31 protein-coding genes are annotated in these 25,176 nt (G+C 37.0%); 17 read left to right on the forward strand and 14 right to left on the reverse strand.

The genetic code is table 11. The features are described from left to right. Positions 1 to 98 precede the first annotated feature (98 nt). The gene (locus SK086_RS07275; RefSeq protein WP_324690675.1) at positions 99 to 488 is read left to right on the forward strand and encodes an acyl-CoA thioesterase; all 390 of its coding nucleotides are present in this window, start codon (positions 99 to 101) and stop codon (positions 486 to 488) included. On the opposite strand, the gene SK086_RS07280 is transcribed toward SK086_RS07275, so the two are convergent. Together SK086_RS07280 and SK086_RS07285 are read right to left on the reverse strand one after the other, a co-directional pair. Then, positions 485 to 1,744, reverse strand: coding sequence for a mechanosensitive ion channel family protein (locus tag SK086_RS07280; protein WP_324690676.1), 1,260 nt, complete (start codon positions 1,742 to 1,744; stop codon positions 485 to 487). The genes SK086_RS07275 and SK086_RS07280 overlap by 4 nt on opposite strands. Beyond that, entirely contained in the window at positions 1,737 to 2,021 is a 285-nt protein-coding gene (locus tag SK086_RS07285) for a DUF3817 domain-containing protein (protein WP_324690677.1), read from the reverse strand. The genes SK086_RS07280 and SK086_RS07285 overlap by 8 nt, the downstream gene beginning before the upstream one ends. Before the next feature lie 83 nt (positions 2,022 to 2,104). Here SK086_RS07285 and SK086_RS07290 point away from each other — a divergent pair, with 83 nt between their 5' ends. The 4 genes from SK086_RS07290 (at position 2,105) to SK086_RS07305 (ending at position 6,978) form a co-directional block, all read left to right on the forward strand. Then, positions 2,105 to 2,620, forward strand: coding sequence for a DUF6155 family protein (locus SK086_RS07290; RefSeq protein ID WP_290877224.1), 516 nt, complete (start codon positions 2,105 to 2,107; stop codon positions 2,618 to 2,620). 76 nt (positions 2,621 to 2,696) lie between these two features. Further along, positions 2,697 to 4,223: a DEAD/DEAH box helicase gene (locus SK086_RS07295; RefSeq protein WP_290877227.1), complete on the forward strand. Its 1,527-nt coding sequence runs from the start codon at positions 2,697 to 2,699 to the stop codon at positions 4,221 to 4,223. 240 nt (positions 4,224 to 4,463) lie between these two features. Then, positions 4,464 to 6,380, forward strand: coding sequence for a DUF294 nucleotidyltransferase-like domain-containing protein (locus tag SK086_RS07300; RefSeq protein ID WP_324690678.1), 1,917 nt, complete (start codon positions 4,464 to 4,466; stop codon positions 6,378 to 6,380). Position 6,381: 1 nt separating this feature from the next. Further along, positions 6,382 to 6,978, forward strand: a complete 597-nt coding sequence (locus SK086_RS07305; protein WP_324690680.1) for a 3'-5' exonuclease — start codon at positions 6,382 to 6,384, stop codon at positions 6,976 to 6,978. A gap of 62 nt (positions 6,979 to 7,040) precedes the next feature. On the opposite strand, the gene SK086_RS07310 is transcribed toward SK086_RS07305, so the two are convergent. The 4 genes from SK086_RS07310 to SK086_RS07325 all read right to left on the reverse strand — a co-directional run bounded on the left by SK086_RS07310 (position 7,041) and on the right by SK086_RS07325 (position 9,828). Beyond that, complete coding sequence (locus SK086_RS07310) at positions 7,041 to 7,538, reverse strand: CAP domain-containing protein (protein WP_290876833.1); 498 nt, start codon at positions 7,536 to 7,538, stop codon at positions 7,041 to 7,043. Positions 7,539 to 7,850: 312 nt separating this feature from the next. Then, complete coding sequence (gene pdxH / locus SK086_RS07315; RefSeq protein ID WP_324690681.1) at positions 7,851 to 8,495, reverse strand: pyridoxamine 5'-phosphate oxidase; 645 nt, start codon at positions 8,493 to 8,495, stop codon at positions 7,851 to 7,853. An 87-nt stretch (positions 8,496 to 8,582) separates the two neighbouring features. Continuing rightward, on the reverse strand, positions 8,583 to 9,491 hold the full coding sequence (locus SK086_RS07320; RefSeq protein WP_324690682.1) for a ribonuclease Z: 909 nt from the start codon (positions 9,489 to 9,491) through the stop codon (positions 8,583 to 8,585). Between the two features lie 4 nt (positions 9,492 to 9,495). Then, the gene (locus SK086_RS07325; protein ID WP_290876838.1) at positions 9,496 to 9,828 is read right to left on the reverse strand and encodes a ribonuclease Z; all 333 of its coding nucleotides are present in this window, start codon (positions 9,826 to 9,828) and stop codon (positions 9,496 to 9,498) included. Positions 9,829 to 10,130: 302 nt separating this feature from the next. On the opposite strand from SK086_RS07325, the gene SK086_RS07330 reads away from it, so the two are divergent. Then, the gene (locus tag SK086_RS07330; protein WP_290876840.1) at positions 10,131 to 10,499 is read left to right on the forward strand and encodes a hypothetical protein; all 369 of its coding nucleotides are present in this window, start codon (positions 10,131 to 10,133) and stop codon (positions 10,497 to 10,499) included. Between the two features lie 83 nt (positions 10,500 to 10,582). On the opposite strand, the gene SK086_RS07335 is transcribed toward SK086_RS07330, so the two are convergent. The 6 genes from SK086_RS07335 to SK086_RS07360 form a co-directional block, all read right to left on the reverse strand. Next, entirely contained in the window at positions 10,583 to 11,125 is a 543-nt protein-coding gene (locus SK086_RS07335; RefSeq protein WP_324690683.1) for a Smr/MutS family protein, read from the reverse strand. Then, on the reverse strand, positions 11,112 to 11,306 hold the full coding sequence (locus SK086_RS07340) for a hypothetical protein (protein ID WP_290876844.1): 195 nt from the start codon (positions 11,304 to 11,306) through the stop codon (positions 11,112 to 11,114). The genes SK086_RS07335 and SK086_RS07340 overlap by 14 nt, the downstream gene beginning before the upstream one ends. A gap of 101 nt (positions 11,307 to 11,407) precedes the next feature. After that, positions 11,408 to 11,860, reverse strand: a complete 453-nt coding sequence (locus tag SK086_RS07345; protein WP_324690685.1) for a DUF5362 family protein — start codon at positions 11,858 to 11,860, stop codon at positions 11,408 to 11,410. A gap of 34 nt (positions 11,861 to 11,894) precedes the next feature. Next, on the reverse strand, positions 11,895 to 13,175 hold the full coding sequence (gene rocD, locus SK086_RS07350; protein WP_324690686.1) for an ornithine--oxo-acid transaminase: 1,281 nt from the start codon (positions 13,173 to 13,175) through the stop codon (positions 11,895 to 11,897). A gap of 104 nt (positions 13,176 to 13,279) precedes the next feature. Beyond that, positions 13,280 to 13,981 (reverse strand): DUF1003 domain-containing protein, encoded by a 702-nt coding sequence (locus SK086_RS07355; protein WP_324690687.1) that lies wholly within the window; start codon positions 13,979 to 13,981, stop codon positions 13,280 to 13,282. 31 nt (positions 13,982 to 14,012) lie between these two features. After that, positions 14,013 to 14,552, reverse strand: a complete 540-nt coding sequence (locus SK086_RS07360; protein WP_324690688.1) for a DUF1697 domain-containing protein — start codon at positions 14,550 to 14,552, stop codon at positions 14,013 to 14,015. Between the two features lie 76 nt (positions 14,553 to 14,628). On the opposite strand from SK086_RS07360, the gene rlmD reads away from it, so the two are divergent. Genes rlmD through SK086_RS07375 form a run of 3 tightly spaced genes read left to right on the forward strand, consistent with a single transcriptional unit; the run spans position 14,629 to position 17,289 of the window. After that, positions 14,629 to 16,041 carry a 23S rRNA (uracil(1939)-C(5))-methyltransferase RlmD gene (gene rlmD, locus SK086_RS07365; RefSeq protein WP_324690689.1) on the forward strand — a complete coding sequence of 471 codons (1,413 nt, stop codon included), beginning with the start codon at positions 14,629 to 14,631 and terminating at the stop codon, positions 16,039 to 16,041. A gap of 20 nt (positions 16,042 to 16,061) precedes the next feature. Next, on the forward strand, positions 16,062 to 16,556 hold the full coding sequence (locus SK086_RS07370) for a DUF6452 family protein (RefSeq protein WP_324690690.1): 495 nt from the start codon (positions 16,062 to 16,064) through the stop codon (positions 16,554 to 16,556). Then, complete coding sequence (locus SK086_RS07375; protein ID WP_324690691.1) at positions 16,528 to 17,289, forward strand: DUF6048 family protein; 762 nt, start codon at positions 16,528 to 16,530, stop codon at positions 17,287 to 17,289. Before SK086_RS07370 ends, SK086_RS07375 begins: the two co-directional genes overlap by 29 nt. On the opposite strand, the gene SK086_RS07380 is transcribed toward SK086_RS07375, so the two are convergent. Continuing rightward, positions 17,290 to 17,520 (reverse strand): hypothetical protein, encoded by a 231-nt coding sequence (locus SK086_RS07380; protein WP_324690692.1) that lies wholly within the window; start codon positions 17,518 to 17,520, stop codon positions 17,290 to 17,292. A gap of 256 nt (positions 17,521 to 17,776) precedes the next feature. On the opposite strand from SK086_RS07380, the gene SK086_RS07385 reads away from it, so the two are divergent. The 3 genes from SK086_RS07385 to SK086_RS07395 all read left to right on the forward strand — a co-directional run bounded on the left by SK086_RS07385 (position 17,777) and on the right by SK086_RS07395 (position 20,379). Then, positions 17,777 to 18,130 (forward strand): hypothetical protein, encoded by a 354-nt coding sequence (locus tag SK086_RS07385; protein ID WP_324690693.1) that lies wholly within the window; start codon positions 17,777 to 17,779, stop codon positions 18,128 to 18,130. Between the two features lie 116 nt (positions 18,131 to 18,246). Beyond that, positions 18,247 to 19,764 carry a redoxin domain-containing protein gene (locus SK086_RS07390; protein WP_324690694.1) on the forward strand — a complete coding sequence of 506 codons (1,518 nt, stop codon included), beginning with the start codon at positions 18,247 to 18,249 and terminating at the stop codon, positions 19,762 to 19,764. Between the two features lie 6 nt (positions 19,765 to 19,770). After that, positions 19,771 to 20,379: a porin family protein gene (locus SK086_RS07395; RefSeq protein ID WP_324690695.1), complete on the forward strand. Its 609-nt coding sequence runs from the start codon at positions 19,771 to 19,773 to the stop codon at positions 20,377 to 20,379. An 11-nt stretch (positions 20,380 to 20,390) separates the two neighbouring features. On the opposite strand, the gene SK086_RS07400 is transcribed toward SK086_RS07395, so the two are convergent. Next, positions 20,391 to 21,551, reverse strand: coding sequence for a THUMP domain-containing class I SAM-dependent RNA methyltransferase (locus SK086_RS07400; protein WP_324690697.1), 1,161 nt, complete (start codon positions 21,549 to 21,551; stop codon positions 20,391 to 20,393). A gap of 102 nt (positions 21,552 to 21,653) precedes the next feature. Between SK086_RS07400 and SK086_RS07405 the strand changes: the two genes are divergently transcribed. From SK086_RS07405 to SK086_RS07425, 5 genes are read left to right on the forward strand one after another with little or no spacing between them, the layout of a single operon-like run. Further along, on the forward strand, positions 21,654 to 22,418 hold the full coding sequence (locus SK086_RS07405) for a class I SAM-dependent methyltransferase (RefSeq protein WP_324690698.1): 765 nt from the start codon (positions 21,654 to 21,656) through the stop codon (positions 22,416 to 22,418). Positions 22,419 to 22,472: 54 nt separating this feature from the next. Continuing rightward, positions 22,473 to 23,141 carry a ZIP family metal transporter gene (locus SK086_RS07410; RefSeq protein WP_324690699.1) on the forward strand — a complete coding sequence of 223 codons (669 nt, stop codon included), beginning with the start codon at positions 22,473 to 22,475 and terminating at the stop codon, positions 23,139 to 23,141. 53 nt (positions 23,142 to 23,194) lie between these two features. Then, positions 23,195 to 24,007: an N-acetylmuramic acid 6-phosphate etherase gene (murQ, locus tag SK086_RS07415; protein WP_324690700.1), complete on the forward strand. Its 813-nt coding sequence runs from the start codon at positions 23,195 to 23,197 to the stop codon at positions 24,005 to 24,007. 1 nt (position 24,008) lies between these two features. Beyond that, complete coding sequence (locus tag SK086_RS07420; protein ID WP_324690701.1) at positions 24,009 to 24,695, forward strand: hypothetical protein; 687 nt, start codon at positions 24,009 to 24,011, stop codon at positions 24,693 to 24,695. Positions 24,696 to 24,705: 10 nt separating this feature from the next. Further along, positions 24,706 to 25,173, forward strand: coding sequence for a hypothetical protein (locus SK086_RS07425; RefSeq protein WP_324690702.1), 468 nt, complete (start codon positions 24,706 to 24,708; stop codon positions 25,171 to 25,173). The last annotated feature ends 3 nt before the right edge of the window (positions 25,174 to 25,176 follow it).

Consider the following 25,176-nt stretch of genomic DNA (forward strand, 5'->3'; position numbering starts at 1 on the left):
ACTACATTTTTTTAAGCAATCGTTTTCGGTTAAGAATATATTAAATCAATGTAATCAATATAATTATGATGTAACTTTGAATTCAAATTTTTAAAAATATGCGATTCCATACCAGAAAATGGGTCAAACCGGAAGATTTGAACCCTAACAGCACTTTGTTTGGTGGCAGATTATTGGCTTGGATTGATGAAGAATTGGCTTTGTATTCCATCATCCAACTCGAAAATCCCAAAATTGTAACCAAACACATGTCGGAAATCAATTTCAGAAGCTCGGCCAAACAAGGCGATATCGTAGAAATTGGAATAGATGTGGTGAAATTTGGTCAAACCTCTATTACGCTGACTTGTCAAGTAAGAAATATGATGACACGAGATATTATCATCAGTATTGATACGATTACTATGGTAAGTTTGGGTGCAGACGGAAAGCCAAAAGCGCACGGCAAAACCCAAATAGAATATATCAAAGACCGATTGGGCGATTAGTTTACAAAATCGTTTTTACCGGACGGCATTTCGTAAATTTCTAAATCGAAGTAAGGAATAGCGGCAAAGATATGATCAAAAATATCGGCCATGATGTATTCGTAGTTTTCAAATCGTTTGTCATTGGAAAACGTATAAATCTCCAGCGGAATCCCTTGCGGCGTTGGTTGTAATTGTCTACAAAGTAAAATCATGTCCTTGTTTAAGCCGGGATACTGACTCAAATACTGCGTAATATATTTTCGAAACAACCCGAAATTCGTCATGTTCCGACCATTTATTAGCAGACTTTTATCGATGTTGTGGCCAACATTAAACTTAGTGATTTCTGATTGACGGTTCTCAATGTATTTGGCAATTAACTGAATTCGTTTCATTTCATCCAATTCGCTTTCCTTTAAAAAACGAATACTTTGTGCCTTAATCAGGATGTGTCTTTTAATGCGTCTTCCTTTGGAATCTAACATACCGCGCCAGTTGCGGAACGAGTCGGAGATCAAGCTGTAAGTTGGAATGGTAGTGGTTGTATTGTCAAAATTGCGCACTTTAACGGTAGCCAAATTAATTTCAATCACATCTCCGTCGGCACCAAATTTGTCAAATGTAATCCAATCGCCAATCCGCACCATGTCGTTCAAAGAAACTTGAACACTGGCCACAAATCCCAAAATGGTATCTCTGAAAATTAAGATAATAATAGCCGAAACAGCTCCAAAAGTTCCCAACATTGCATTGGTACTGATGTCGAATATTTTAGAAACAATGATTATAAATCCGAATATCCACAACACTATCATAATAACCTGAATGTAGCTGTCGATAGGCTTGTCGCTAAAGGACGGATTGGTTTTTAAATGATCTCGGAACGCATGTAAGATGGTTTTGATGATCCACAGCCCCAAAAGCACAATGTAAATGGCAATCATCTTCCCAAAAACACCTTCCCAATACACAAAGTTTTCCAAGATAATAGGTACTGATTTGTAAACAAAAAGTAGCGGGATAAGGTGCGAAATATATTTAGCGGTTTTGTTGGATACCAGTAAATCGTCAAAGCGGGTTTTGGTTCTTCGGGCTGTAACAATCAAGGCACGCACCAAAACGTATCGGAATACGGTAAAAATAAAATAGGCTAAAATAGTCAGCAAGATGATGTTAATGGCCAAGCTGGCATATGCCGACAAGGTTTCGCCAAAGTCCCATTTTTGGAACATCGGATAACTCCAACCGAATATTTTTTCGACAACTTTATGCATTCGTCACATATTTTTTCTCTACATAAAAGGTTGCGAACGGCAATAGAGAAGCCAATTGAACTATGATGAAATCTTTCCATTTCCATTGTTGGTCTTCGCGTATGAGTATAGCCAACAACACATAACCCATAAATAATAATCCGTGAGCCATGCCAACCGGAAACAATAAGGCTTTGTATAACCCTAAATCGTTTGGCTTGATAACCAGCATGTTAAAAAATAGAACCAAATAGGAAATGCCTTCTGCAACGGCAACGAATTTGAATAATCTTGTCATAAGTAACAGCAATTTTCCACAAAATTAAGCAATAACAATTTAAACCACCCAAAAAGAGGTTACATTTGTTTTTTATCCCAAAGATGAGTAAAAGAGATTTAAAAAAATACCTATCCGAATTATCAAAAGAACAATTGGAAGATCAGCTGATAGCCCTTTATGACAAGTTTAGCGATGTTAAAGTGTATTACGATTTTGCATTCCATCCCAATGAAGACAAACTGATACGAGAAGCCAAATTCAAAATCTCCAACGAATATTTTCCCGTTAGAGGCAAAAAGCCGAAAATGCGCCGGTCGGTAGCTCAAAAATTCATCAAACACTTCAGAACGTTAGGCGTAGATGTTTTTTTAGTGGCCGATTTGATGTTGTATAATCTTGAAATTGCCCAAACGCTATCGGCAGAAAAACCTATCAAACAAGAAGTGTTTTATAAAAGCATGCTTTCGTCTTTCCAACAAGCTGTTGCGTTTCTGATTGAACATGGTATTTTAAGCGATTTTCACGATAGAGTAGTGGCTGTTAAAGAAGAAACTGTGACTCAAAATTGGTTCAATCAATATGATTTTACGGCAGTTACAGAACGACTCGAATATTAAATTTTAGTTATTTACCGTAATTCATGATGTGATAACTCTTTTTTAGCTGTACTTTTGCAAAATTGTACAAAATGCTATGTCTCAAAAAGATTTAAAGGTAGAAATTGAAGAAAAAAAGGAGCTTTACGACTACCAAAAGGGAGATATTGACAAAATTTTTGAACGTTTGGATAACGCGCCAAACGATTATCATTTGTTGTACCAATTGCCAACCGGCGGCGGAAAGACAGTAATTTTCTCCGAAATTGTCCGACGCTATTTGTCCAAACACAACAAAAAAGTTGTAGTACTGACGCATCGAATTGAGCTTTGTAAACAAACTTCTAAAATGCTCAAAGGCTTCGATGTCAAAAACAAAATCATCAACAGTAATATAAAAGAACTACCGGATCAAGACGAGTATTCTTGTTTTGTGGCGATGGTGGAAACGCTCAAAAATCGCTTAAACGATGAAAAGTTGATGATTGATAACGTAGGCTTAGTAATTATAGACGAAGCGCATTACAATTCCTTCCGAAAATTATTCAGTCAGTTTAAAAATTCTTTTATTTTAGGCGTTACCGCAACGCCATTGAGCTCGAATATCAAGTTACCGATGCATCAAAATTACAACGAATTGATAGTGGGCGACACCATACAATCGTTAATAGATAATGGATTTTTGGCCCGAGCTACCACGTACAGTTATGATGTAGGATTGACATCACTTAAAGTCGGAATTAACGGCGATTACACCGTAAAATCGTCTGATGATTTGTACATGAATATGGTCATGCAGGAAAAATTGTTGCATGCTTATACTGAAAAATCTTTGGGTAAAAAGACTTTGATTTTTAATAATGGTATCAATACTTCTTTATATGTTTATGATACTTTCAAAGAAGCCGGATTTCCCATTAAACATCTGGATAATACAACGTCAGCCGAAGACCGCAAAGATATTTTGCAATGGTTCAAGAAAACACCGGATGCGATTTTGACTTCGGTAGGTATTTTAACCACCGGATTTGACGAACCTACGGTAGAAAGCATTATATTGAATCGCGCTACCAAATCGCTGACACTTTATTTTCAAATGATTGGACGTGGTTCTCGTAAATTGCCGCATAAAGATGAATTTACAGTAATCGACTTGGGTAACAATGCCTTGCGATTCGGTTTGTGGAATGATCCGGTCGATTGGCAACACATTTTCAAATCGCCCGAATATTACTTAGAAAGTTTGCGTGATGATGTCGAGATTGAGCTGAATTTCAAATATACTATGCCAGAAGCCATTCGTAAGATGTTTGCCAAAACAGCCGACGTCACGATGGATATTGAAGCCGAGTTTAAAAAAATAACAGCTCAAAATTTGCGTTCCAAAGAAGTCATCGAACGCTCTATAAATCAGCATGCGTTAATGTGTGTTGAAAATGCTGAAGATTTATATGGCGCCAAAATGTTGTCAAAATTATTAAACGATGACATTGAAAGTCGCGTAAAACGTTATGTGAGTTGTTTGGGCAAAACCAGCAAAAACTATCGTGAATGGTTGATTGACGATTACAAGACCAAATTAAGTTTGGCTATCGGTAAAAAATTCAGAGCGTTAAATTTCTAAAACAAAACTTCATTTAGTTTAATTTAAGTAGTTGTTAATCATTAGTTTAACATTAATTTACTTATTTATTAATTATTATTACTTTTTAAACTATAATTTATATTATGTAAAATAGATTTTTTCAAATTCTGTTACAAAAATATCCTAATTTTTGTTTTCAAATCTTTTTAACAATTGCCCTATCATGGAGAAAGCTTTAGTATTTTTGTAACGGTATTTGTGTTTCCTAAAAATGTTTTTATGAGTAATTCTGTCGCTGAAAATATTGCTAATTTTCTAAGAGAATATCCGCCGTTTAATTATTTACGTCACGACGAATTGATTCAAGTCGCGACCAGTATTGGCGTGGTTAGTTTGGACAAGCACAAAACTTTATTCAAAATCGATGATAAATTACACGATAGTTTTTACGTCGTTGCATCCGGAGTCATCAATCTTTCTGTTATTGCCGATGCTGAAGAAACATTGCTTAATAAATGTTATCCGGGAGATGTATTTGGTTTGCGTCCTTTCTTTGCCAAAAACAACTATATGATGACCGCCAAAGCGCGCGAAGACAGTATAGTATATGCTATTCCAATTGCTGTTTTTAAACCTTTTGTTGCTCAAAATCCACAGGTTTTAGACTTCTTATTGGAGAGTTTTGCTACCAATACACGCAATCCGTTTGATAAAGAAAATCGCAGTAAACTTATTACTGATAATGTTTACACCGAGAATCAATCGAATGAAATTCAATATTTTCAGTCGTTGTCCTACAACAAAATGCCACTAAAAGTAACCGCCAACACAGCTGTTAAAGATGTGGCGCAACTCATGACCGAAAATCTGATAGACAGTGCTATCATTATCGATCAAAACTGTCCGGTAGGCATTGTAACCGATACGGATTTCAGAACCAAAATTGCCAATGGTCGCTTTCCTATTACTGTTGCAATTGATAAAATCATGTCAGCTCCGGTAATTACAGTTCCCGAAAATGTATCAGTAGCCGAAGCCCAATTGTTATTACTGAAACACAATGTAAGTCACCTTTGCGTTACTACCGATGGCTCGGATAAATCTGAAGTTAAAGGTATCATCTCGGAGCACGATTTGATTGTAGCTCAAGCCAATAACCCCGGTGTATTAATTAAAGAAATCAAACGTTCTTTATCGCCAAAAGAATTAAAATTGGTAAGAGAAAAGTTAACCGATTTGATTCAGAGTTCCATTGCTAAAAATATACCGCTGCCTCATATTTATAATATTACCGGTGAAATTATTACCGCTATAATCAGACGCTCAGTAGAATTAGCAATTTTGGATTTAGGTTCTCCTCCATCTCGATTTGCTTGGTTGAGTATTGGTAGCCAAGGGCGAAAAGAACAACTATTATTAACGGATCAAGACAGTATTCTGATTTTTGAAGATGTCGCTCCGGAAAAATACCGTGATGTTAAAGATTATTTCTTAAAATTAGCAAAAAGAACCACGACCATTTTAGAAAAAGTTGGTTATCAATTTTGTCCTAACGGCCACATGGCCAGTAATATGCTTTGGTGTAAATCGATGAGCGATTGGATCAAACAATACAACAATTGGATGAAAATGCCGGGTGAAAAATCTAACGATATCAGTAGTATCTTTTTCGATTACGAAATCGCTTTTGGAGAAGGAAAAATTGAAGATACTATTTCGGATTTGATTGTCAGCAATACCAAAAACAATGCGCTCTTTTTTGACTATCTCGGCAATGACACTTTGCGCAAAAATCCGCCATTGAATTTCTTTAAAAAATTCAATGTGGAAGAAGAAGGCGAATACAAAGGAAAATTCGATATCAAAAATAGAGGCATCATGCCTTTGGTTGACGGTGCAAGACTGTTTGCGTTGAGTTTAAATTTACGCGGTATCAATAATACTCATGCTCGATTCAAACAATTGGCTTTGGTAGATCCAAAATTTTCTGAGATTTACTTGAATTGTGCCGATGCCTTTCTGATTTTGTCCAAGTTCAGAACATTGGAAGGCTTGAAAAACGACAATTCGGGCGACTTCATCAATATTGAAGAATTGAATAAAGCTGAACGCGAACGACTTAAAAATGCTTTGTCTCCGATGAAGGATTTGGAAGAACTGATTAAAGATAAATTTCAATTAACACAATTCTCCTGACATGCTGGATTGGATTAAAAATATCAATAAAGAATACCCGGATTTTTGGAAAGCCTATTTGGCCAAATTTGAAACCAAATCTAATCGTTATGTGGTTTTAAGCACTGAAACTACCGGTTTAAACCCAAAGAAAGACGTTGTCCTATCTTTTGGCGCTTTTGGTGTAGTGAATGATGTGATTAAAATTGGTGACAATTTTGAAGTGGTGATTTTACAATACAAATATTTACACGATAACGGTTTGTCGAACGAGTTTTTGATTGAAAGCAAATTGCCCAAACTGGCCGAACCTCAGGCGATGCAGGCATTAGTAGAATACATTGGAAACTCGGTTTTAGTTGGTCATCGCATTCATTTTGATATTGAATTGATTAATGAAGCCCTAGAAAAAATGTCGTGTGGCAAGTTAAAGAATGAAGCGCTTGATATTGAAATCATGCACCAAAAGTATTTGGATGTGACCAATAAATCGTTTTCTATTGAAGATATGGTAAAGCATTACAAACTGCCCTTAAGCGAAAAAAACTCTGCCTCCGATGATGCTTATGCCATCGGTTTGCTGTTTTTAAAACTCAAAACCTTATTAGGATTCAAATAAAAAACCCGGTTTAGAGCCGGGTTTTTCGTGATCTGTCAAAATCAAACAAAACAATAATCAAACTATTTTTTTATAAACATGTTGGTGTAATATTTTTTTCCGTTATCAGGGTTAATGGTTACAGAGATACCTAGGTGGGTATAATCACCTTCAATGTTGGCTTTGTGCGACGGACTGTTTAACCAGGCGCTCATAGCACTCTCAGCCGTTTGATAGTTGTAAGCAATATTTTCGCCTACTTTTTCAGCTCCCAGTACACGTACCAGGTTGTCAGATCGTTGTTGGAAGTAATCGTGGTTCACCACATTGTTGTCAATCATGTAAAAGTTGTGCTCTTCCGATTTGTAAGAGATGTGATTGATAACTGTTAACGGATTTAATCCTTTGCTTTGACGGTAGTCGTTGATTAGGGTAATCAACTTCGATTCAGTTTCGTTGTAATTGTAAGTGGTTACAACTTGTTTGTCTTCAGCAGTGGCTTCTGAGGAATCAGAAGAACAAGATACCATAGTGAACAGAATTGCTAACGGCAACAATGCTCTAAACATTTTTGCTTTCATAGTAGTAGGTTAAGTTTTAATAAAGTAGATGTGGGGCAAACACTTTATTGGTTAATAATGACAGATTGAAATAAAGTAGATGTGGGGCAAACACTTTATATATTTTTATGCGTAAGAACGTATTGTTTGATTTGGTTAAACAATATTACCAAAAACACCGATTAAAATACAAATAAAATCGATGAAATGCACTTTTTATTATTTTGTATAAGATATATTCCTACAATATTGCATTTCGTCGATATTTTTTAAGGCATAAAAAAAACCACTCTGATTGGAGTGGTTGTAACTTATAATTAGTTTTTAAAATCTTTAAGGCGATAACCTATCGATTTGCCAACTGTAATCTTCCGATAATTTATAACGTATTCTGTCGTGCAGGCGGTTTGGACGACCTTGCCAAAACTCTACTTCCACCGGGCGAACCAAAAATCCGCCCCAATAGTCAGGTCGTGGTATCGGTTTGCCTTCGAAAGTTTTTTCCAATTCCTTTAATTTTTCGTCTAAATAAGCTCTGGAAGGGATGACTTCGCTTTGCGCTGAAACTATGGCGCCTAATTTACTGCCATCCGGACGGGAATCAAAATAATTATCAGATACAGTTTCCGAAGTTTTCTCGGCTATTCCTTTGATAATGACTTGACGTTCCATGCTGTGCCAGAAAAAAGACAAACAAATGTTGGGATTGTTCAAAATGGCTTTCCCTTTTTCTGATTGGTAATTGGTGTAAAAAATAAATCCTTCCTCGTTGAATTTTTTGAGTAGCACTACCCTACTCTTCGGGAAACCGTCGGAACCGATAGTTGACACCGTCATGGCATTGACTTCCTCGGTGGTACTGAATTCCTCCATTTCGTAGAACCAACGGTGGAATAAATTGATAGGATCTTCAGTAAGGTTTTGCTCTAAAAGCTCACTTTTCTCATAAGATTTTCTGTAATCGCTTAAGTCTTTCATAGCATGAAGGATTGATTGGGTAAAGTTACTAAGTTTTCAAGATAAAACAGGCATTGCCATCACTCATAAATTCAAAGTCTTTCTCCCCTATTCAAAATCAAAAACTTTACCGTCGTCACCCAATAAAACACTCGGAAAAATAGTTTCGGCTTCTTGTTGGAATAATTCAATACTGCTGTAACGCGTGCTGTAATGACCCAAAACCAAATGCTTCACGTTGGCCAGTTTAGCAATAGTGGCGGCTTGTTTGGCGGTGCTGTGCATAGTTTTCTCAGCTTTGTCAGCCTCTGATTCCAGAAAAGTAGCTTCGTGGTACAACACATCTGCGTTTTGAATAAGCGGAACGATGGCTTCGTTGTAAATGGTATCGCTGCAAAAAGCGTAACTCTTGGTTGGTTCGGGATCAAAACTGAGTTCAGCATTGGGAATGATTTGACCGTTATCCAGTGTAATGTTACCGCCGTATTTGATTTTTCGGTAATAAGCTTTATCGATTTGGTACTCTTCAACGGCTGCTACATTTAGTTTGCGTTCTTTGGGCTTTTCCTGAAATAAAAAACCGTTGGTATAAATTCGGTGTTGTAGCGGAATGGTTTTAACGATTACTTTATCGTCTTCAAAAATAACTTCGCTTTCTTTTGATTCCAGTTCGTGGAAATACAAATTGTAACCGGTAAACGAATTGGAATAGCGCAATTGCAGTAAGATGATTTCTTTGATACCTTTTGGTCCGTACACGTGCAAATCTGTTTGGCGATTGAGCAACATAAAAGTAGAAATCAATCCAACTAATCCATACATATGATCACCGTGCAAGTGCGAAATAAAGATATGGTTGATTTTGGAAAACTTGAGTTTGTTTTTACGGAGTTGGACCTGAGTTCCTTCGCCGCAATCGATAAGAAACATGCGGTTGCGAATTTCCAACACTTGTGACGTTGGATTAGTAATGGTTCTTGGCGTGGCTGCATAGCAACCCAATAGGGTTAATTTCATAAAACTAGAATCCTAAATCGCGCTCAATTTCTTCCATTTCAATAATATCGTGTGCTTCCAAAATTGTAGGCACCAAAATAATATTCTTTGGTATAGCATTAAAGTTAACACTATTGGCTACCAACACAACCGATTTCTTTTGCTTTTGGTGTAGCTTGATAAAGTCGGAAAACGATTTAACGGTTTCTAATGTCAGACTTTGGTTGTGAGACAAATCAAGTATCAAATTGCTGTTTTTAAAACTATTGTGTTCGTGGGTGATTTTCATTAAAAACGAAGCCGTATCACCTTGGGTGTCTTTGAGAATGGCTGTATGGCCTTTGTGTTCAACTTTCATGGTTAGGGGAACTGAATTAATTCGAAGCTAATTTAGGAAGATTTTGGCATTTTTTGGTCATACAACTACTCTTTCTCGAATTGATGTTGCAGTTCACAGAAAAAATTGGTTTTTCATCGATGAAATGCACGTTTTTTTAACATTTCATAGACGAACTGCACGAAAAAAACGCTGAAACCCCCCGAATTCATTGAATTTGTCGATTAAACGACTTTTGAGGTTAGTTATCGAAAAAATTTCAGTCACCCACACTCTTGAAGTAGTTTTGACCCAGAAATAACAACGAAACCAAAATTTAAGATATGACAACAAATAACTCAATAGCTCAAAAAAATGTAACTAACGTTAGATTATTTGTTTTATTCGTTTTATTAGTTTTATCAAGCAACGGAGTTTTTGCTCAAGCTAAAGAAACTGCTACTGCTCCAATCGCTACTACTGAGGTTTCAGTTGTTAAAGAAAATGCTATCGAAGTTACTACTGTTTCTTCAGTAGCTTCAATGGATTTCGCTATCTGGTTTATGGGAACTCAAAAAACAACTTCTGAGTCTCAATCAAAATCAGCTTCTTTCAGCAAAAAAGCGTTAATCAACTCAGGTATTAAAACCAACAGCGTTTTAATCCGTTCTATCTTGAAAAAAGTAAGTACTCAAGAAAGCAGCGTAGCATAATTATCCCAAGAGTTAAGTTAGGATTACATTATAAATTAGGTTAGTTTTGAAAAAATAAAAGTCCCGAGTTAATCGGGACTTTTTTATTTGGTGTTTTGTTTGAAGTAAACTTCTGTGGCGCCTTGCCCGTATTTTTGATAATTAGCGTCTTGAAACGTTAGGTTCTCATAGCGCCCCAACATAAAGTCGAGTTCCGATTTCAGTATGCCTTCTCCCACGCCATGAATAAAAACAATTTTCGGGATTCGATTTCGAATCGCAAACTCGATGTGTTTTTTGGCAGTTTCACTTTGTAAAGTCAGGATTTCATAATTACTCATCGATTTGTAGTTTTTGACTAACTTTTCGATGTGTAAATCAAACTCGGGTACCGGAACTTCTTTTTTCGACTTCTTTTCCTTATTAATATAGTTAGGTTTTTTGACTTCTTTCTCGGCAATAATGTGGTTTTTATTGAAGTCGATTCGCAGTTCACCTTGATTCATTTTCAACAATTCACCGGGTTTAAAAGTGAGGTGAAAACCATCGGTGGTTTCAATCGTGATTTCGTTGGCCTTAACTTCGATTACTATACCGTCGATGGCGTCGTCTAAAACGGTTACTTTATCGCCTTTATTGAGTGTCATCTTGGTCTCTATTATCGTTTTCTGAATCTTTACTTGGAATTTTTTCGCTGAGTTTCATCAAACCAAACATCAGCAATACCATAGCGGCTATTAATTTAAACACATTGGGTTGGTCTTGGGCTTGTTCGTAAATTCCGACTGCAATAGCCAAAACCATTATCAAAAGGAAAACTTTTTTCATAAACTAGAATTGTCTTTTCAAAATTAAGGAAGTTTAGCCGATTTACACCACAAAAAAAAGCACCTTCTATGGAAGATGCTTTTTTAAAGGTTTTATATCAATTATCGCATAGCGCTAAATCCGATTACCATTACAATGGCAGCCAAAATATAAAGTGAAATAATAATGATGGCCGCAATCCCTAAAAATTTATGGTGCGATTTTAAAGCGCCAAAAGCGTCCGTCAATAGAGCAGAATCTTTTGCATAGGTAGCCTTTTTGGCATTGCTGGCGTATCGATACAAATAATAAACAGGAAATAAATAAACAAGAGCAATCACTAAATAAAAAATAGAAATAATTCCCTTTACAGCGCCGAAAGGTCCGGGCGTATCAGGCATAGCCGACATTACCGAAGTCATAATAATGGCCATAAGAGCCAAAAATCCGACGCCAACAAATCCGAGTATGGCTAAAAACATTGACCATTTAGCACTTTCGCGCAAATAATCTAAAGCAGTTTGGTTTAAATGCAATTCAAATGAATCAAATTGCGATTGGTTTTCGTTTTCCATAAAATAGTTTTTGGTTGGTTATTAATTGGTTTGGTTACAGTTCAAATGCTTTCAGCGTATTGATGATAATGGTAATACAATCGCGTAATTGTTCTTCTGTCATCACTAATGGTGGTGCAAAACGAATGATATTTCCGTGCGTTGGTTTGGCCAACAAACCATTTTCGGCCAATTTTACACAGATGTTCCATGCAGTTTCACTGTCTTCAGTATCGTTAATCACAATAGCATTCAGCAATCCTTTACCGCGAACTAAGGTAACAATATTGGAAGTTTCGATATATTTAGCCAATTCGGAACGGAAAATTTGACCTAATTTTCGAGCGTTTTGTGCCAAATGTTCGTCGGTTACCACATCCAAGGCTGCCATAGCCACAGCGGCTGCCACCGGATTGCCGCCAAAAGTGGAACCATGTTGTCCGGGTTTGATGACATTCATAATCGGATCATTAGCCAATACGGCAGAAACCGGATACGCGCCACCTGAAATAGCTTTTCCTAAAATTAAGATATCCGGAGTTACATAACCGTTTTGTTTTTCACAATGATTTTCGCAAGAACAATTCCCGCAAACCGCCAACAACGAACCTGTTCTGGCAATTCCGGTTTGAACTTCATCGGCTATAAATAAGACGTTATTAGCTTCGCACAAGGCTTTGGCTTTGGTCAGATAATCTTCGCTTGGCACATATACTCCGGCTTCTCCTTGTATAGGCTCTACCAAGAAACCGGCTATGTTTTTAGAAGCGCTAATGGCTTTTTCCAAAGCCTCAATATCATCGTATGCAATTTTGATAAATCCGGCGGTGTACGGACCGAAGTTTTTACGTGCATTTTCATCGTTAGAGAACGAAATGATAGTGGTTGTTCTTCCGTGGAAATTGCCTTCGCAAACAATAATTTGAGCTTCGTTTTCCGGAATTCCTTTCTTTTCATAAGCCCATTTACGACAAATTTTTAAAGCCGTTTCCACTGCTTCTGCTCCGGTATTCATCGGTAATACTTTATCAAACCCAAAATACTTAGTGATGTATTCTTCGTAAACGCCTAACTTATCATTATAAAAAGCACGAGAAGTTAAAGTTAATGTTTGGGCTTGCGCGATCATAGCGCCTACAATTTTAGGATGACAATGTCCTTGGTTTACGGCCGAATAAGCGGAAAGGAAATCGTAGTATTTTTTGCCTTCGACATCCCAAACGTATACGCCTTCTCCTCTATTCAGTACTACCGGTAGCGGATGATAATTGTGTGCACCGTATTGGTCTTCTAAAGCAATGGCATCAGCGGAAGTTAATTTTTCTAAAACTGACATGAATGTTGTAATTTAAATTCTGTAATCTCAATTCCTTCTTAATGGAGAGAAATCATCCTAAGTGACAAATGTACGAAAAGCAAACTTCAGTTTATAATGCGCTATTATTTCTTTATCCGTTCCAAAATATCATTCATCATTTCAATTTGAACTTTCTGTATTTCAATCAATTCTTGTTGTTGGTGCATGATTAAATGATCTAATTTTTCATCGAGCATTCTAATTTCCAACTCCGATTTTAAATTAATCATATAATCTTTCTTGGCGCGTTCTCTATCCTTTTCTTCCTGTCGGTTTTGACTCATCATAATCACCGGCGCTTGCAACGCTGCAATACAAGACAATATTAAATTGAGTAAAATAAACGGATACGGATCGAAACCTTTGTTCAATAATATAAATACATTAGAACCTATCCATAGCGCAATAAAAATAAAGAAGGCTATGATGAAAGTCCAACTTCCGCCAAAAGCCGCCACTTTATCGGCAACTACTTGGCCAATGGAACGGTTATCTTCCTCTTCTTCTACTTTAGCCACAAAGGATTTGTCATCGTTGAGAGCTTGGATCACATTTTTTTGGAGTTTGGACAGTTGGCTGATTTCAGTATTCAAGTATTTGGAGATGTATTTTTCTCGGTAAACATTCAACTCAGCATTAGCCAAACAATGTTCTGCTGAAAAATCGGGATGTTCTGTTTTGATCAAATTGAAAATAGGCAAACGAATAGCACTTCCGTTGACTTTTTCTTTGACAGGAAACTCAACTCCCGACACATCGCTTTTAAAGGTGTTTTTTGAACTCATTTTAGGATTTAATATTTTTTGAAAAGAGCAATCAGTTAAACATCTCCAACAATTTATTGACCGTATTCCAATTGCGCGTGGTAGAAATCACGTTCATGCTTTTTTCTATCCATTTATTGTCTAGTCTGGTTTTGGCCGGCGAAATGTCGTACTTTAAATAAATTCTTTTACCGTCAAGTTGTATTTCATCGGGCTTGATGAAGTTTAAGTTGAGTTGGGTAATCATATTCTCCGGTAATTCGGATGAAATAAATGATACGTAGAGTTTCTTCAAATCGACTCCTTCATCGTTAAGAAACAAATTTCGGTCTAAACATGCTTGTAAATCTTCTTTTCCAATCACAATAACCGGAACATCGTGACCAAACTGTTTAAAAATCTCTTGCTTGATTAAAAAACCAACTTTACCCGGACTTTCTTCTTCTGTATCAACAAATACATTGCCCGATTGGATGTAAGTTACTACATTGGTAAACCCAATATTTTCCAAGGATTTTTTCAACGCTTGCATATTAATCATTTTATGTCCTGAAACATTAATACCGCGAAGAAGTGCTAAATGGGTTGGCATAGCTATAATTTTCCACTAATTTATATTTTTTTCTTAAATCCCGTTTAAGTTTTAGCCAATAGTTTATTTTTGCGCTATGGGAAGAAAACAAACCAAGAAAGTTATTTTTGAAAATATTACCGTCTTAGATGCCGGCGCCAAAGGTGTTTCGGTAGCCAAAGCACCCGAAGGCCAAGTGATTTTTATTCCGAATGTGGTACCTGGTGACGTAGTAGATGTACAAACCTTTAAAAAGCGTAAAGCCTATTTTGAAGGGAAAGCCATTAAGTTCCACCAATATTCGTCAGATCGTGTTGCACCGGTTTGCCAACATTTTGGTGCTTGCGGAGGTTGTAAGTGGCAAAACATGCACTACGACAAACAGTTGTTTTACAAAAATCAGGAAGTTTATAACAACCTGAAACGCATCGGTAAAATTGAATTACCGACCTTCGAGCCCATTTTAGGTTCGGCCAAACAGTTTTTTTACCGCAACAAAATGGAATTCGGTTTCTCAGATTCGCGTTGGATGACTGATGCTGAAATTCAGTCCGGTACTGAAATCGAAAACAAAAATGCTTTAGGTTTTCACATTCCGAAAATGTGGGACAAAATTCTCGACATCTCCAAGTGTCATTTACAAGAAGATCCGTCCAATGCCATTCGCAATGAAATCAAACGATTTGCTACTGAAAACAATATTACTTTCTTCAACGCCAGAAACCATACCGGTTTGTTGAGAACACTTATGATTCGTACGGCTTCAACAGGAGAAATTATGGTATTGCTGCAGTTTTTTCAAGAAGACAAAGCGCAACGAGAATTGCTCTTAAATCATATCTACGCTACTTTCCCGCAAATTACTTCATTGTTGTATGTGATTAATGGCAAAGCCAATGATACGCTGTACGACCAAGACATCAAATTGTATCAAGGACGCGATTATATTTTGGAAGAAATGGAAGGCTTACATTTCAGCATTAATGCGAAATCATTCTACCAAACCAATTCCGATCAAGCTTACGAATTGTATAAAATCACCCGTGAATTCGCCGGATTAACCGGAAATGAAGTGGTTTACGATTTGTATACCGGAACGGGAACTATTGCCCAATTCGTTTCCAAACAAGCGCAAAAAGTCATAGGAGTTGAAGCCGTTCCTGAAGCCATAGCCGATGCCAAAGAAAACGCCAAACGCAACAACATCAGCAATTGTGAGTTCTTTGTAGGCGATATGAAAAACGTGTTCAACGACGAATTTATTGCTCAACACGGCCAACCGGATGTCATTATTACTGATCCGCCGCGCGATGGTATGCACAAAGACGTAGTCGAACAAATCCTAAAAATAGCCCCTGAAAAAGTGGTTTACGTAAGCTGCAATTCGGCTACCCAAGCCCGCGATTTGGCTTTAATGGATGAAAAATACAAAGTTACTCGTGTGCGACCTGTCGATATGTTTCCGCAAACGCATCACGTGGAAAATGTTGTACTTTTGGAAAAAAGATAAGCCAGTAAGATTTGAAATCTATGAAAAAAATAATATTGCTTCTTTGTCTCGTTATGGCATTTTCCGGCTGTGAGAAAGATGATATTTGTGTGGACGAAACTACACCGCAATTGGTGATAGAGTTTTACGATATCTCTAATCCTGCCGTACTGAAAAACGTGGTTAATTTAAAAGTTACCGGCGAAGGCATGACCGAAGCTTTGAATACCTTTAACGGAGTAAGCAAAATTAGCCTTCCTTTAAAGACTAATGAAGATGTAACGAAATATCATTTGTTGCTCAACAGCAATAGCAGTACGGCTTCTAATGAAGATGTATTGGAATTCAATTACACGCGCCAGAACGTTTATGTTTCCAGAGCTTGCGGTTATAAAACAGTTTTCGAATTAAATACCGCTAACGGTTTTGATTTAACAGATGCCACCATAACCGACGGTTTATGGATACAAGATACCAACCTACAAACCAATTCAATTATTACCGAAGATGAAGTACATCTCAAAATTTACTTTTAGCATAGTGTTGGTATTGCTTTCGTTTTCAGGCAATGCCCAAGAAGCTAAATCCGCAACAAAAGACAGTGTAGCGCCTAAAACAGAGCGTTACGGATTGCGTGTTGGTGTTGATTTGTTCAAACTTACACGTTCTTTTTATGAAAAAGACTATCGAGGTATTGAGTTGGTAGGCGATTATCGTTTGACTCGCAAACACTATTTGGCAGTTGAATTGGGTAATGAAAACAAAACGGTAGATGACGACCAAGTCAATTTTACCACCAAAGGCAGTTATCTTAAAGTTGGTTTTGATTTCAACTCATACCAAAACTGGCTCGACATGGAGAACATTATTTCAGTTGGATTACGTTACGGTGTGAGCAGTTTTAGCCAAAGGTTGAACAGTTATGAAATCTACAACCCAAATCAGTATTTCGGAGAAAATCCTGTTGTAATTGCCAGTGATGAATACAGCGGCTTATCGGCACAATGGATAGAAGTCGTTGCCGGTATGAAAGCCGAGGTTTTCAATAATGTTTTTGTGGGTTTCAGTTTCCGTTTGAACCGATTGGTCAATCAGAAACTGCCGAGTAACTTTGACAACCTATACATTCCGGGATTTAACAGAACTTATAATGGTGATTTCGGCGTTGGTTTCAACTATACTGTTTCTTATTTCATTCCGATTTACAAAGCCACAGTTAAGGCGAAGGCTAAAGCAGAAAAATCCAAATCTAAGTCGAAAAAGAAATAATTACACTTCTCTAATCCCTTTTAAAAACAACCATTTCATAAATACTTTTTCACCTTCTTTGGTGTTCACGGCTTGGAATTTAGGGGCTAATAATGTTCCGATTACAAAAGCAGTCAACGGTAACCAAAATCCGGTTAAGTGCGTGTAAATCACCAACAAAAATCTGACAGCAACAAAAATGGCCGCAAAACAAAAAAGGTTGTATAATAAGGCTTTAGTCTTTTTACTCATAGGTTGAATTTTATGCTCCAAATATAAGTATTTCGGTAAAGTTTAAAGCTATTAAAAGATTACAAACTCAATTCTTTTTTAGATACAATTAACACCGCTACTATCGCTCAATCAACTGCAAAACAGCTTTTTAGAACAAAAAAGCCTACAATTGTTAATAAAAGGTGGCTATGTTTTTGTTAATTAACATTTATTTTAGTTCATAAAGTATACCTTTGCTTTACCCAAGTTTACAATAAATTAAAATACGATCGCTATGGAGAAGTATTTCAACTACAGCATTCATTTAAAAAATGAAGGCACCAATCGTGAGACTATAGTGCTCAAACAAATTTCAGAAAGTAATACGATTAACAACATTCTGGAATTCCCTAAATCAGATATTGATATGGTTATCGAAACCCTCTTCAAGTCCAAAAAGGACATTTTTGATGAAGAAATCGATTTACCGAACGAGCAGGAAATCAACCCTATGATTTTAGATACTTTGGTTGAGTTGTTTTTTTCCGGAATCAGTATAGCCGACTTAGCGACGCAATACAATTTACCGGAATCTATGATCAAGCAAAATTTAGAACGGAAAGGCATCGTGTTGTTCGATGAATTTTAAACAAAAAACACCTCATTAACGAGGTGTTTTGTTTTTTAAGGAAAGTTTAAAAATCGACTTCATACAGTTGGGAAAAATAGATTATTTTTGAAATCTTAAATCCATAAAATTGACGTATGAAGAAAGTATTGATTGCTTTAGCCTTGTTTCTCTCTTCTTTTAGTACCCAAGCACAATCGGGTTACGAAATTACTATCGATTTAAAAAACTGTAACGATACTTTAGCGTATCTTACTTTTTATCGCTTTGATAAAACCCTAATCAAAGATACTTGTACGACTATCAAAAACGGTCGCATTATTTTTAATGGTAAAACCAAACTTCCCAAAGGTATTTACTCTTTGGTAAGCCAACAAAAATCAATACTTTTTGATTTTTTTATAGATGATGATACTCAAAAGCTACAATTAAAAAGCGAGTATGGTCCTAATATCAGTAAGGATTTGACGGCTTTAAATTCGGATCGCGAAAATGAGTTCTTTAATTACATACGATTCCTGGGCGATCAAAACAAAGCTTTTATGGAATACAAGCAAAGCCATCCCTTAGCCACTAAGAAAGACTCGCTGGATTTGACCGACAAACAAAACGAGTTGGAACAACGTATAGCCGATTATGAAAATCAGTTCATTAATCGTTTCAAAGGGACTTTCATAGCCGATGTGGTCAATTTGAAAACTGAGAAAAAGCAGAAAGACATCCCCAAAAAAGCTGACGGAACGCCCGATTATGACGTTTCCTATAAATATTACAAAGACAATTTTTGGCGCAATGTTGATTTAAAAGACGAAGGCATGGTGCACAATCCGTTTTTATTCAACAAATTGAAGACGTATTTGGATAACGTGGTGGTCAAACACCCGGATTCTGTATGTGTTGAAATTGATAGAATTCTGGCTAAATCCAAACCGGAAACCTTGATTTATAAGCTTATGTTGGCGCATTTGACTTATACTTACGAAACCTCTAAAATCATGGGATTCGATAAAGTGTTTGTGCATTTGTCTGATAATTATTTTAAAACCGGAAAAGCTAAGGGAATTTATGAAGATGATGATGTAGTGCAAAGAATCATCAAACGAGCCGACAAACTCAAACCCTTATTGATTGGTGCTAAAGCCATTGATCTATCTATGATTCGCGCAGAAGACTTTCCGAAAATGAAGGCAATGGGATTTGAAGACGCCAAAAACAGTGAGGAAATGACCAAAGTGTTTTATAAAAACGTCAACGAGGTTAACAAAATGTGGGTTAAATTAAGCGATGTTAAAGCCGAATATACCATTTTGGTTTTTTGGGATGTGGATTGCGGTCATTGTCAGAAGGAAATCCCTAAATTGGTTACCGCCTACAACGAAATGACCCATGAAAAAAAGGATGTCAAAGTCTTCAGCGTTTACATGCAACATGAAGGTGATAAGTATTTGAAATATATAGCCGATAACAAATTGCCTTTCATTAACGTTTACGATGGCGCGCACTATAACAATGCTATCGAAAAATATGATGTCTACTCTACTCCGGTGATTTATATTTTAGACAAAAATAAAGTTATTAAGGCCAAACGAATCGAAGCGGAAAAAGTGAAAGAAATTATACAATCGCTTGAGAAAGAAGCCAAAAAACAATCTTAATCCTTCATGAAAAAAATTACCATTCTCCTTTTGCTGGGCTTGAGTTTATCGGTTTACAGTCAGGATAAATTCGGCGCTTTCACCGGATTCAACTATTCTTATTTTACCGATGGCATAGCCGGTCAAGTATTGGCCGAAGAATCCTTTGGTTTGCAATTGGGAATTGTGTATGAAAAAGAACTATCGGCTAAAGTACATTTTCGTCCGAAATTGGCTTTTTCCCAACAAGGCGACCGAACCCAAACTGAAGGTGTAATCAATTTTGATCCGATTGTTGGCGGCGATTTTGAAATAGATCAAATTGACACTAAACTGACTTACATCAACTTGCCGTTGGATTTTAAGTTTTGGAATAAAATTTATGTCATAGCCGGACCGCAATTGGGATTTCTGGTACAAGAAACGCAAATGAATCAGTTTAACCAAAAAGCCAAATCGAGTGTTGATTTCGGATTTAACTTAGGCGGTGGATTTACTGTTAATAAACTCTTTTTTGAAGTCGGCATTTACCAAGGTTTTACCGAAGTATATCGCTATAACTATTTCTACACCGGCAACAGTGTGAAAGCGCACAATGGCTTCGCAAAATTTACGGTTGGCTATATGTTTAAATAAACTTATTGGCCTTAATCACGTGGGTTGAACTTGGTTCGCTTGCTGCCTTCGTACATTTCGTATTTCACCAAACGCGCTTCTAAACTTCCGTTAAAAAGCTTTATTTTTCGCGATGGTCGCAAGCCCACAAACTTCAAGGCTTCTAAATTGGCTGTGATAAACCAAGCATTCGTATTCGGATAGTTGTTCTTTAAGGTATCGCCTAATTCGCGGTAAAATCGTTCCAAATCGATATCCAAACGTTCACCGTAAGGCGGATTGAATACCATGTGCAACGGACCAACAGTTTCTTTTTGGGTATCGAAGAAATTCGCTTGGCTAATCGTTACATAGTCTTCTAAATTAGCATTAACGATATTGTCTTTGGCTTTGTTAACCGCACTCGGTGCTTTGTCGTATCCGATGATTTTATAGTGAAACTCTTTGGTGCGTTTCATCAATGAATCGATAATTTGGTCGAACAAATCGTTGTCCCAATCGTTCCATTTTTCAAAAGCAAATTCTTTGCGATTGATGTTAGCAGGAATGTTACAAGCAATCATCGCTGCTTCGGCTAGAATTGTTCCTGAACCACACATCGGATCTAAAAAATCAGAACTGCCGTCCCAACCCGAAAGCAACAACATGCCGGCGGCTAAAACTTCGTTAATCGGCGCAATATTGGTGGCACTGCGATAGCCTCTGTGGTGTAAAGAAGCGCCCGAAGTATCTAAAGAAACCGTACATTGGTCACGGTCGATGTGAATGTTGATTCGCAAGTCCGGGAAATCTTTATCGATGCTTGGTCGTTGGCCGAATTTTTCTCGAAACTGATCTACTATAGCATCTTTGGCTTTTTGCGAAACAAATTGCGAGTGTTTAAAATTGTCGGAATGAATGGTCGTGTCAATCACAAAAGTCTGACTGGCATTGAGGTATTTACTCCAATCGATACCCTGAATACCCTTGTACAAACTTTGGTCGTTAAACGCTCTGAATTGGTAAATAGGTTTTAATATTTTTAAAGCAGTTCGCAACGACAAATTGGCCTTGTACATAAAACCTTTATCGCCTTTAAAACTAACGGCGCGCGTTCCTATTTCCACGTCTTGCGCACCCAATTGCTGTAATTCTTTGACTAATATTTCCTCAAAACCAAAAAAGGTTTTGGCTACCATTTTAAAATTTTCCATTTTCAATACAAATTGTAATCACAATATCAATATCGGACATTGTCATAAGTTCGGCAAAAATACACTAATTTTGCGGGTGAAGAATTCATTTGAAAAGAATAAATGGCCGAAAGTTTACATCCCGAAACCCACAATACAAAACCAGTGAACGATACTTGGTACGCCTCTTGGTTTGACACGCCTTATTATCACATACTGTACAAAGACCGCAATTACCGTGAAGCACAAATTTTCATGGACAATTTGACACATTATTTGAACTTGCCTGAAAAGGCCAAAGTGCTTGATTTGGCTTGTGGCAAAGGCCGACACGCTATTTACCTAAATCAGTTAGGTTATGATGTGATTGGTGCCGATTTATCGGAAAACAGTATAGCCGAGGCCAATAAAAATGCCAACGAAACGCTTCATTTTGTGGTTCACGACAAACGCATACCTTTTGAAGAAAAGTTCGATGCGATTTTTAATTTGTTTACCAGTTTTGGGTATTTTGAAGCAGAAGAAGACAACTTAAAAACATTGATTGCCATCAAAGAAAGCCTTTCGGATTATGGCTTTGCGGTAATCGATTTTATGAATGTACATACCGTATTGGAAAATTTAATTCCGGAAGAAACCAAAGAAGTCGACGGTATTGTTTTTCACATCAAACGCTATTTGGCAAATTCCTTTATCATTAAAGAGATTGATTTTGAAGACCAAGGTCAAAAATACCATTTTGAAGAAAAAGTCAAAGCCTACACCTTGGATGATTTTAAAAGCATGATGGACCAAGCCGGTATTTATTTGTTGGACACTTTCGGTGATTATAAATTGAAGAAATTCCACAAAAACACCAGCGAACGATTGATTATGATTTTTAAATAAGAGTAATCCATCTCAAGATTTTCAAAGACTTTATCCATTCAACTTTCCCTAAAAATGAACTATATCCTTCCTTTATTATCGGTTTTAATAGGTTACGCTATAGCGTTGATTATAAAGCCGAAAAAGAAGAAAAATTTAAAGCTTTTATTGGCTTTTAGCGGTTCTTTTTTGTTATCGTTAACGGTGATGGATTTGTTGCCCAAAGTTTACGAAAGTCACAACCATAGCATTGGTCTTTTCATCATGGTTGGGATATTATTTCAAATAATTTTAGAGTTCTTTTCCAAAGGTGCTGAACATGGCCACGTTCACGGACATGACAAAATCAACAGTATGCCTTGGCTATTGTTTGTTAGTTTGTGTATCCATGCCTTTTTGGAAGGATTTCCTGTAGGCCATCACCATGATTTAGCCTACGGCATTGCAATACACCACTTACCTATCGCCATCATCTTAACAACATTTTTTTTGAATGCAGAGCTGAATAAAACCGCACTATTTGTCTTTATGGTTTCTTTTGCTTTGATGACACCACTTGGGACATTGGTTTCCGATTCGGCACCGGCTTTTACACAATATTTTACGGAGATAACCGCTATTGTTATCGGTATTTTATTCCATATTTCTTCCACTATTATCTTTGAAAGCAGCGAAGGTCACAAATTTAATATTGCTAAAATCTCGATGATTATTTTCGGAATTTTATTGGCGAGTTTTATTTAAAAATCTGAAGGAATCTCAGTATCTTAGCCACTCAAAACCTTAGCATCTTTAGCATGTCTTTCACCAAAACAACGGAGCAATCCTCACATTATGATCGTTTGGAACAAATGTCGGTCCACGATTTACTAACCAATATCAACAACGAGGACAAAACCGTCCCTTTGGCCGTTGAAAAAGCCTTGCCGCAAATTGAAGCCTTAGTGACACAAATAGTCCAAAAAATGAAAAATGGTGGTCGACTGTTTTACATAGGCGCCGGAACTTCAGGAAGATTAGGGATAGTCGATGCTTCGGAATGTCCGCCTACTTTTGGTGTTCCGTTTGATTTGGTCAACGGTATTATAGCCGGTGGCGACAAAGCGATTCGCAAAGCCGTAGAATTTGCCGAGGACGATAAAGCTCAAGCTTGGAAAGATTTGGTTGCCGAAAATATTTCCGATAAAGATGTAGTGATTGGCATTGCCGCTTCGGGCACTACGCCTTATGTAATTGGTGGTTTAGAAAAATGTCACGAAAACAATATACTTACCGGTTGTATAACCTGTAACGAAGGAAGTCCGTTAGCTTTAACAGCACAGTTTCCTGTGGTAGTGGTAGTTGGTCCGGAATTCGTAACCGGAAGTTCTCGCATGAAAGCAGGCACCGCTCAAAAACTGGTGTTGAATATGATTTCTACTGCTACTATGATTCAACTTGGTCGTGTTAAAGGCAATAAAATGGTCGATATGCAGCTCAGCAACGTTAAGTTAGTTGACCGTGGTGTGCGAATGATTATGAGTGAAATACCGGTGAGTTACGAAGAAGCTTCGGCTTTGTTGGAACAAAACGGTAGTGTGCGTAAAGCAGTAGAATCATACAAAGGATAAGATGAAAAAAGCGATTCAAATGTTTGTATTGTTGTTGCTGGTTTCCGGTCTGGGCTATTATACTTATAGAAATACCGCAAGAGCTTCTGTAATTACATATGAATCAAACAGAAATGCTGCTGACTATCCGAAAACATTAGATAGTATCCGACTAATCAGAAAAGCATTGCACAGGAAAAGTCAAGCTGAAATCGCCAAAACCTTTACCCATCAACTCACTGAAAACATCTTTCCCTATTGGTACGGCACCAACTGGGATTTCAACGGAACAACTCAAAAACCAAACGAAGGCAGTATTGCTTGTGGTTATTTTGTGACTACAACTTTAAGAGATTTGGGAGTGAATATAAACCGTGTTAAATTAGCACAATGTGCTTCGGAACAAATGATTAAGAGTTTGGTTTCTGAAGTTAACATTGAAAGGTTTTCAAATAAAAACATACAAGAATTTGAACAAGCTTTAAAAACAAAAGGCAATGGACTTTATGTGGTTGGACTAGATAATCACACCGGATTTTTACATATAGCTGACGAAGGTAACTTCTTTATTCATTCCAGTGGCGCTCGTCCGTTTAAAGTAGTTAAAGAAAAATTCTCTGAATCTGCTTTATTAATAAAATCAAAATACCGAGTTGTGGGTAAATTATCGGCAGATAAGAAATTACTAAACAATTGGACCAAAATATAAAAGCATTACAATGAAGAAATTACTAACCTTAAGTTTATTACTTGTATCACTTCTCTCCTATTCCCAAACTATGACCTTGGAAGGCAGTCGTTTTTATATTGACGGAAAGCGTTTAGAAACCCGCGAAGCTCGTCAATTATTGAATACTAATTATCAATCGGCTTCGCTCTTCAAAGAAGCTAAAACAAAGGAAGCTGTGGGAGGTTTTTTGTTAGGTTTTGGTATCGGGCTCACTGTAGGTGACTTGGCTGTTGGATTGTTTTCCGACGCTAAATACCCCGGAGTTATGACTTATGTTGGTGTAGGCTCAATAGCTGTTTCAATACCTGTGCTGTCCGGAAGAAAACAACGCTATTTGAAAGCGGCTGAGATTTACAATAATGACCATAAAAACGGTAAATTAGGAGCTGTACAATCCAACTTAGAACTGCAGCTTGTTTCCAACAAAAACGGTATGGGCTTTCAACTCAAATTTTAAGTT

Origin of the sequence: Flavobacterium cheonhonense (assembly GCF_035671315.1) — a bacterium.
Classification (GTDB): domain Bacteria; phylum Bacteroidota; class Bacteroidia; order Flavobacteriales; family Flavobacteriaceae; genus Flavobacterium; species Flavobacterium cheonhonense.

Coding starts and splice junctions, on each gene's coding strand:
- SK086_RS07380 (WP_324690692.1), bottom strand. CDS start 17,520: ATGAGTAAAAAGACTAAAGCCTTATTATACAACCTTTTTTGTTTTGCG.
- SK086_RS07305 (WP_324690680.1), top strand. CDS start 6,382: ATGCTGGATTGGATTAAAAATATCAATAAAGAATACCCGGATTTTTGG.
- SK086_RS07420 (WP_324690701.1), top strand. CDS start 24,009: ATGAAAAAAGCGATTCAAATGTTTGTATTGTTGTTGCTGGTTTCCGGT.
- SK086_RS07300 (WP_324690678.1), top strand. CDS start 4,464: ATGAGTAATTCTGTCGCTGAAAATATTGCTAATTTTCTAAGAGAATAT.
- rlmD (WP_324690689.1), top strand. CDS start 14,629: ATGGGAAGAAAACAAACCAAGAAAGTTATTTTTGAAAATATTACCGTC.
- SK086_RS07290 (WP_290877224.1), top strand. CDS start 2,105: ATGAGTAAAAGAGATTTAAAAAAATACCTATCCGAATTATCAAAAGAA.
- SK086_RS07330 (WP_290876840.1), top strand. CDS start 10,131: ATGACAACAAATAACTCAATAGCTCAAAAAAATGTAACTAACGTTAGA.
- SK086_RS07275 (WP_324690675.1), top strand. CDS start 99: ATGCGATTCCATACCAGAAAATGGGTCAAACCGGAAGATTTGAACCCT.
- rocD (WP_324690686.1), bottom strand. CDS start 13,175: ATGTCAGTTTTAGAAAAATTAACTTCCGCTGATGCCATTGCTTTAGAA.
- SK086_RS07295 (WP_290877227.1), top strand. CDS start 2,697: ATGTCTCAAAAAGATTTAAAGGTAGAAATTGAAGAAAAAAAGGAGCTT.
- SK086_RS07425 (WP_324690702.1), top strand. CDS start 24,706: ATGAAGAAATTACTAACCTTAAGTTTATTACTTGTATCACTTCTCTCC.
- SK086_RS07280 (WP_324690676.1), bottom strand. CDS start 1,744: ATGCATAAAGTTGTCGAAAAAATATTCGGTTGGAGTTATCCGATGTTC.
- pdxH (WP_324690681.1), bottom strand. CDS start 8,495: ATGAAAGACTTAAGCGATTACAGAAAATCTTATGAGAAAAGTGAGCTT.
- SK086_RS07355 (WP_324690687.1), bottom strand. CDS start 13,981: ATGAGTTCAAAAAACACCTTTAAAAGCGATGTGTCGGGAGTTGAGTTT.
- SK086_RS07360 (WP_324690688.1), bottom strand. CDS start 14,552: ATGCCAACCCATTTAGCACTTCTTCGCGGTATTAATGTTTCAGGACAT.
- SK086_RS07320 (WP_324690682.1), bottom strand. CDS start 9,491: ATGAAATTAACCCTATTGGGTTGCTATGCAGCCACGCCAAGAACCATT.
- SK086_RS07395 (WP_324690695.1), top strand. CDS start 19,771: ATGAAAAAAATTACCATTCTCCTTTTGCTGGGCTTGAGTTTATCGGTT.
- SK086_RS07335 (WP_324690683.1), bottom strand. CDS start 11,125: ATGACACTCAATAAAGGCGATAAAGTAACCGTTTTAGACGACGCCATC.
- SK086_RS07385 (WP_324690693.1), top strand. CDS start 17,777: ATGGAGAAGTATTTCAACTACAGCATTCATTTAAAAAATGAAGGCACC.
- SK086_RS07370 (WP_324690690.1), top strand. CDS start 16,062: ATGAAAAAAATAATATTGCTTCTTTGTCTCGTTATGGCATTTTCCGGC.
- SK086_RS07325 (WP_290876838.1), bottom strand. CDS start 9,828: ATGAAAGTTGAACACAAAGGCCATACAGCCATTCTCAAAGACACCCAA.
- SK086_RS07375 (WP_324690691.1), top strand. CDS start 16,528: ATGAAGTACATCTCAAAATTTACTTTTAGCATAGTGTTGGTATTGCTT.
- murQ (WP_324690700.1), top strand. CDS start 23,195: ATGTCTTTCACCAAAACAACGGAGCAATCCTCACATTATGATCGTTTG.
- SK086_RS07405 (WP_324690698.1), top strand. CDS start 21,654: ATGGCCGAAAGTTTACATCCCGAAACCCACAATACAAAACCAGTGAAC.
- SK086_RS07340 (WP_290876844.1), bottom strand. CDS start 11,306: ATGAAAAAAGTTTTCCTTTTGATAATGGTTTTGGCTATTGCAGTCGGA.
- SK086_RS07410 (WP_324690699.1), top strand. CDS start 22,473: ATGAACTATATCCTTCCTTTATTATCGGTTTTAATAGGTTACGCTATA.
- SK086_RS07285 (WP_324690677.1), bottom strand. CDS start 2,021: ATGACAAGATTATTCAAATTCGTTGCCGTTGCAGAAGGCATTTCCTAT.
- SK086_RS07345 (WP_324690685.1), bottom strand. CDS start 11,860: ATGGAAAACGAAAACCAATCGCAATTTGATTCATTTGAATTGCATTTA.
- SK086_RS07400 (WP_324690697.1), bottom strand. CDS start 21,551: ATGGAAAATTTTAAAATGGTAGCCAAAACCTTTTTTGGTTTTGAGGAA.
- SK086_RS07310 (WP_290876833.1), bottom strand. CDS start 7,538: ATGAAAGCAAAAATGTTTAGAGCATTGTTGCCGTTAGCAATTCTGTTC.
- SK086_RS07390 (WP_324690694.1), top strand. CDS start 18,247: ATGAAGAAAGTATTGATTGCTTTAGCCTTGTTTCTCTCTTCTTTTAGT.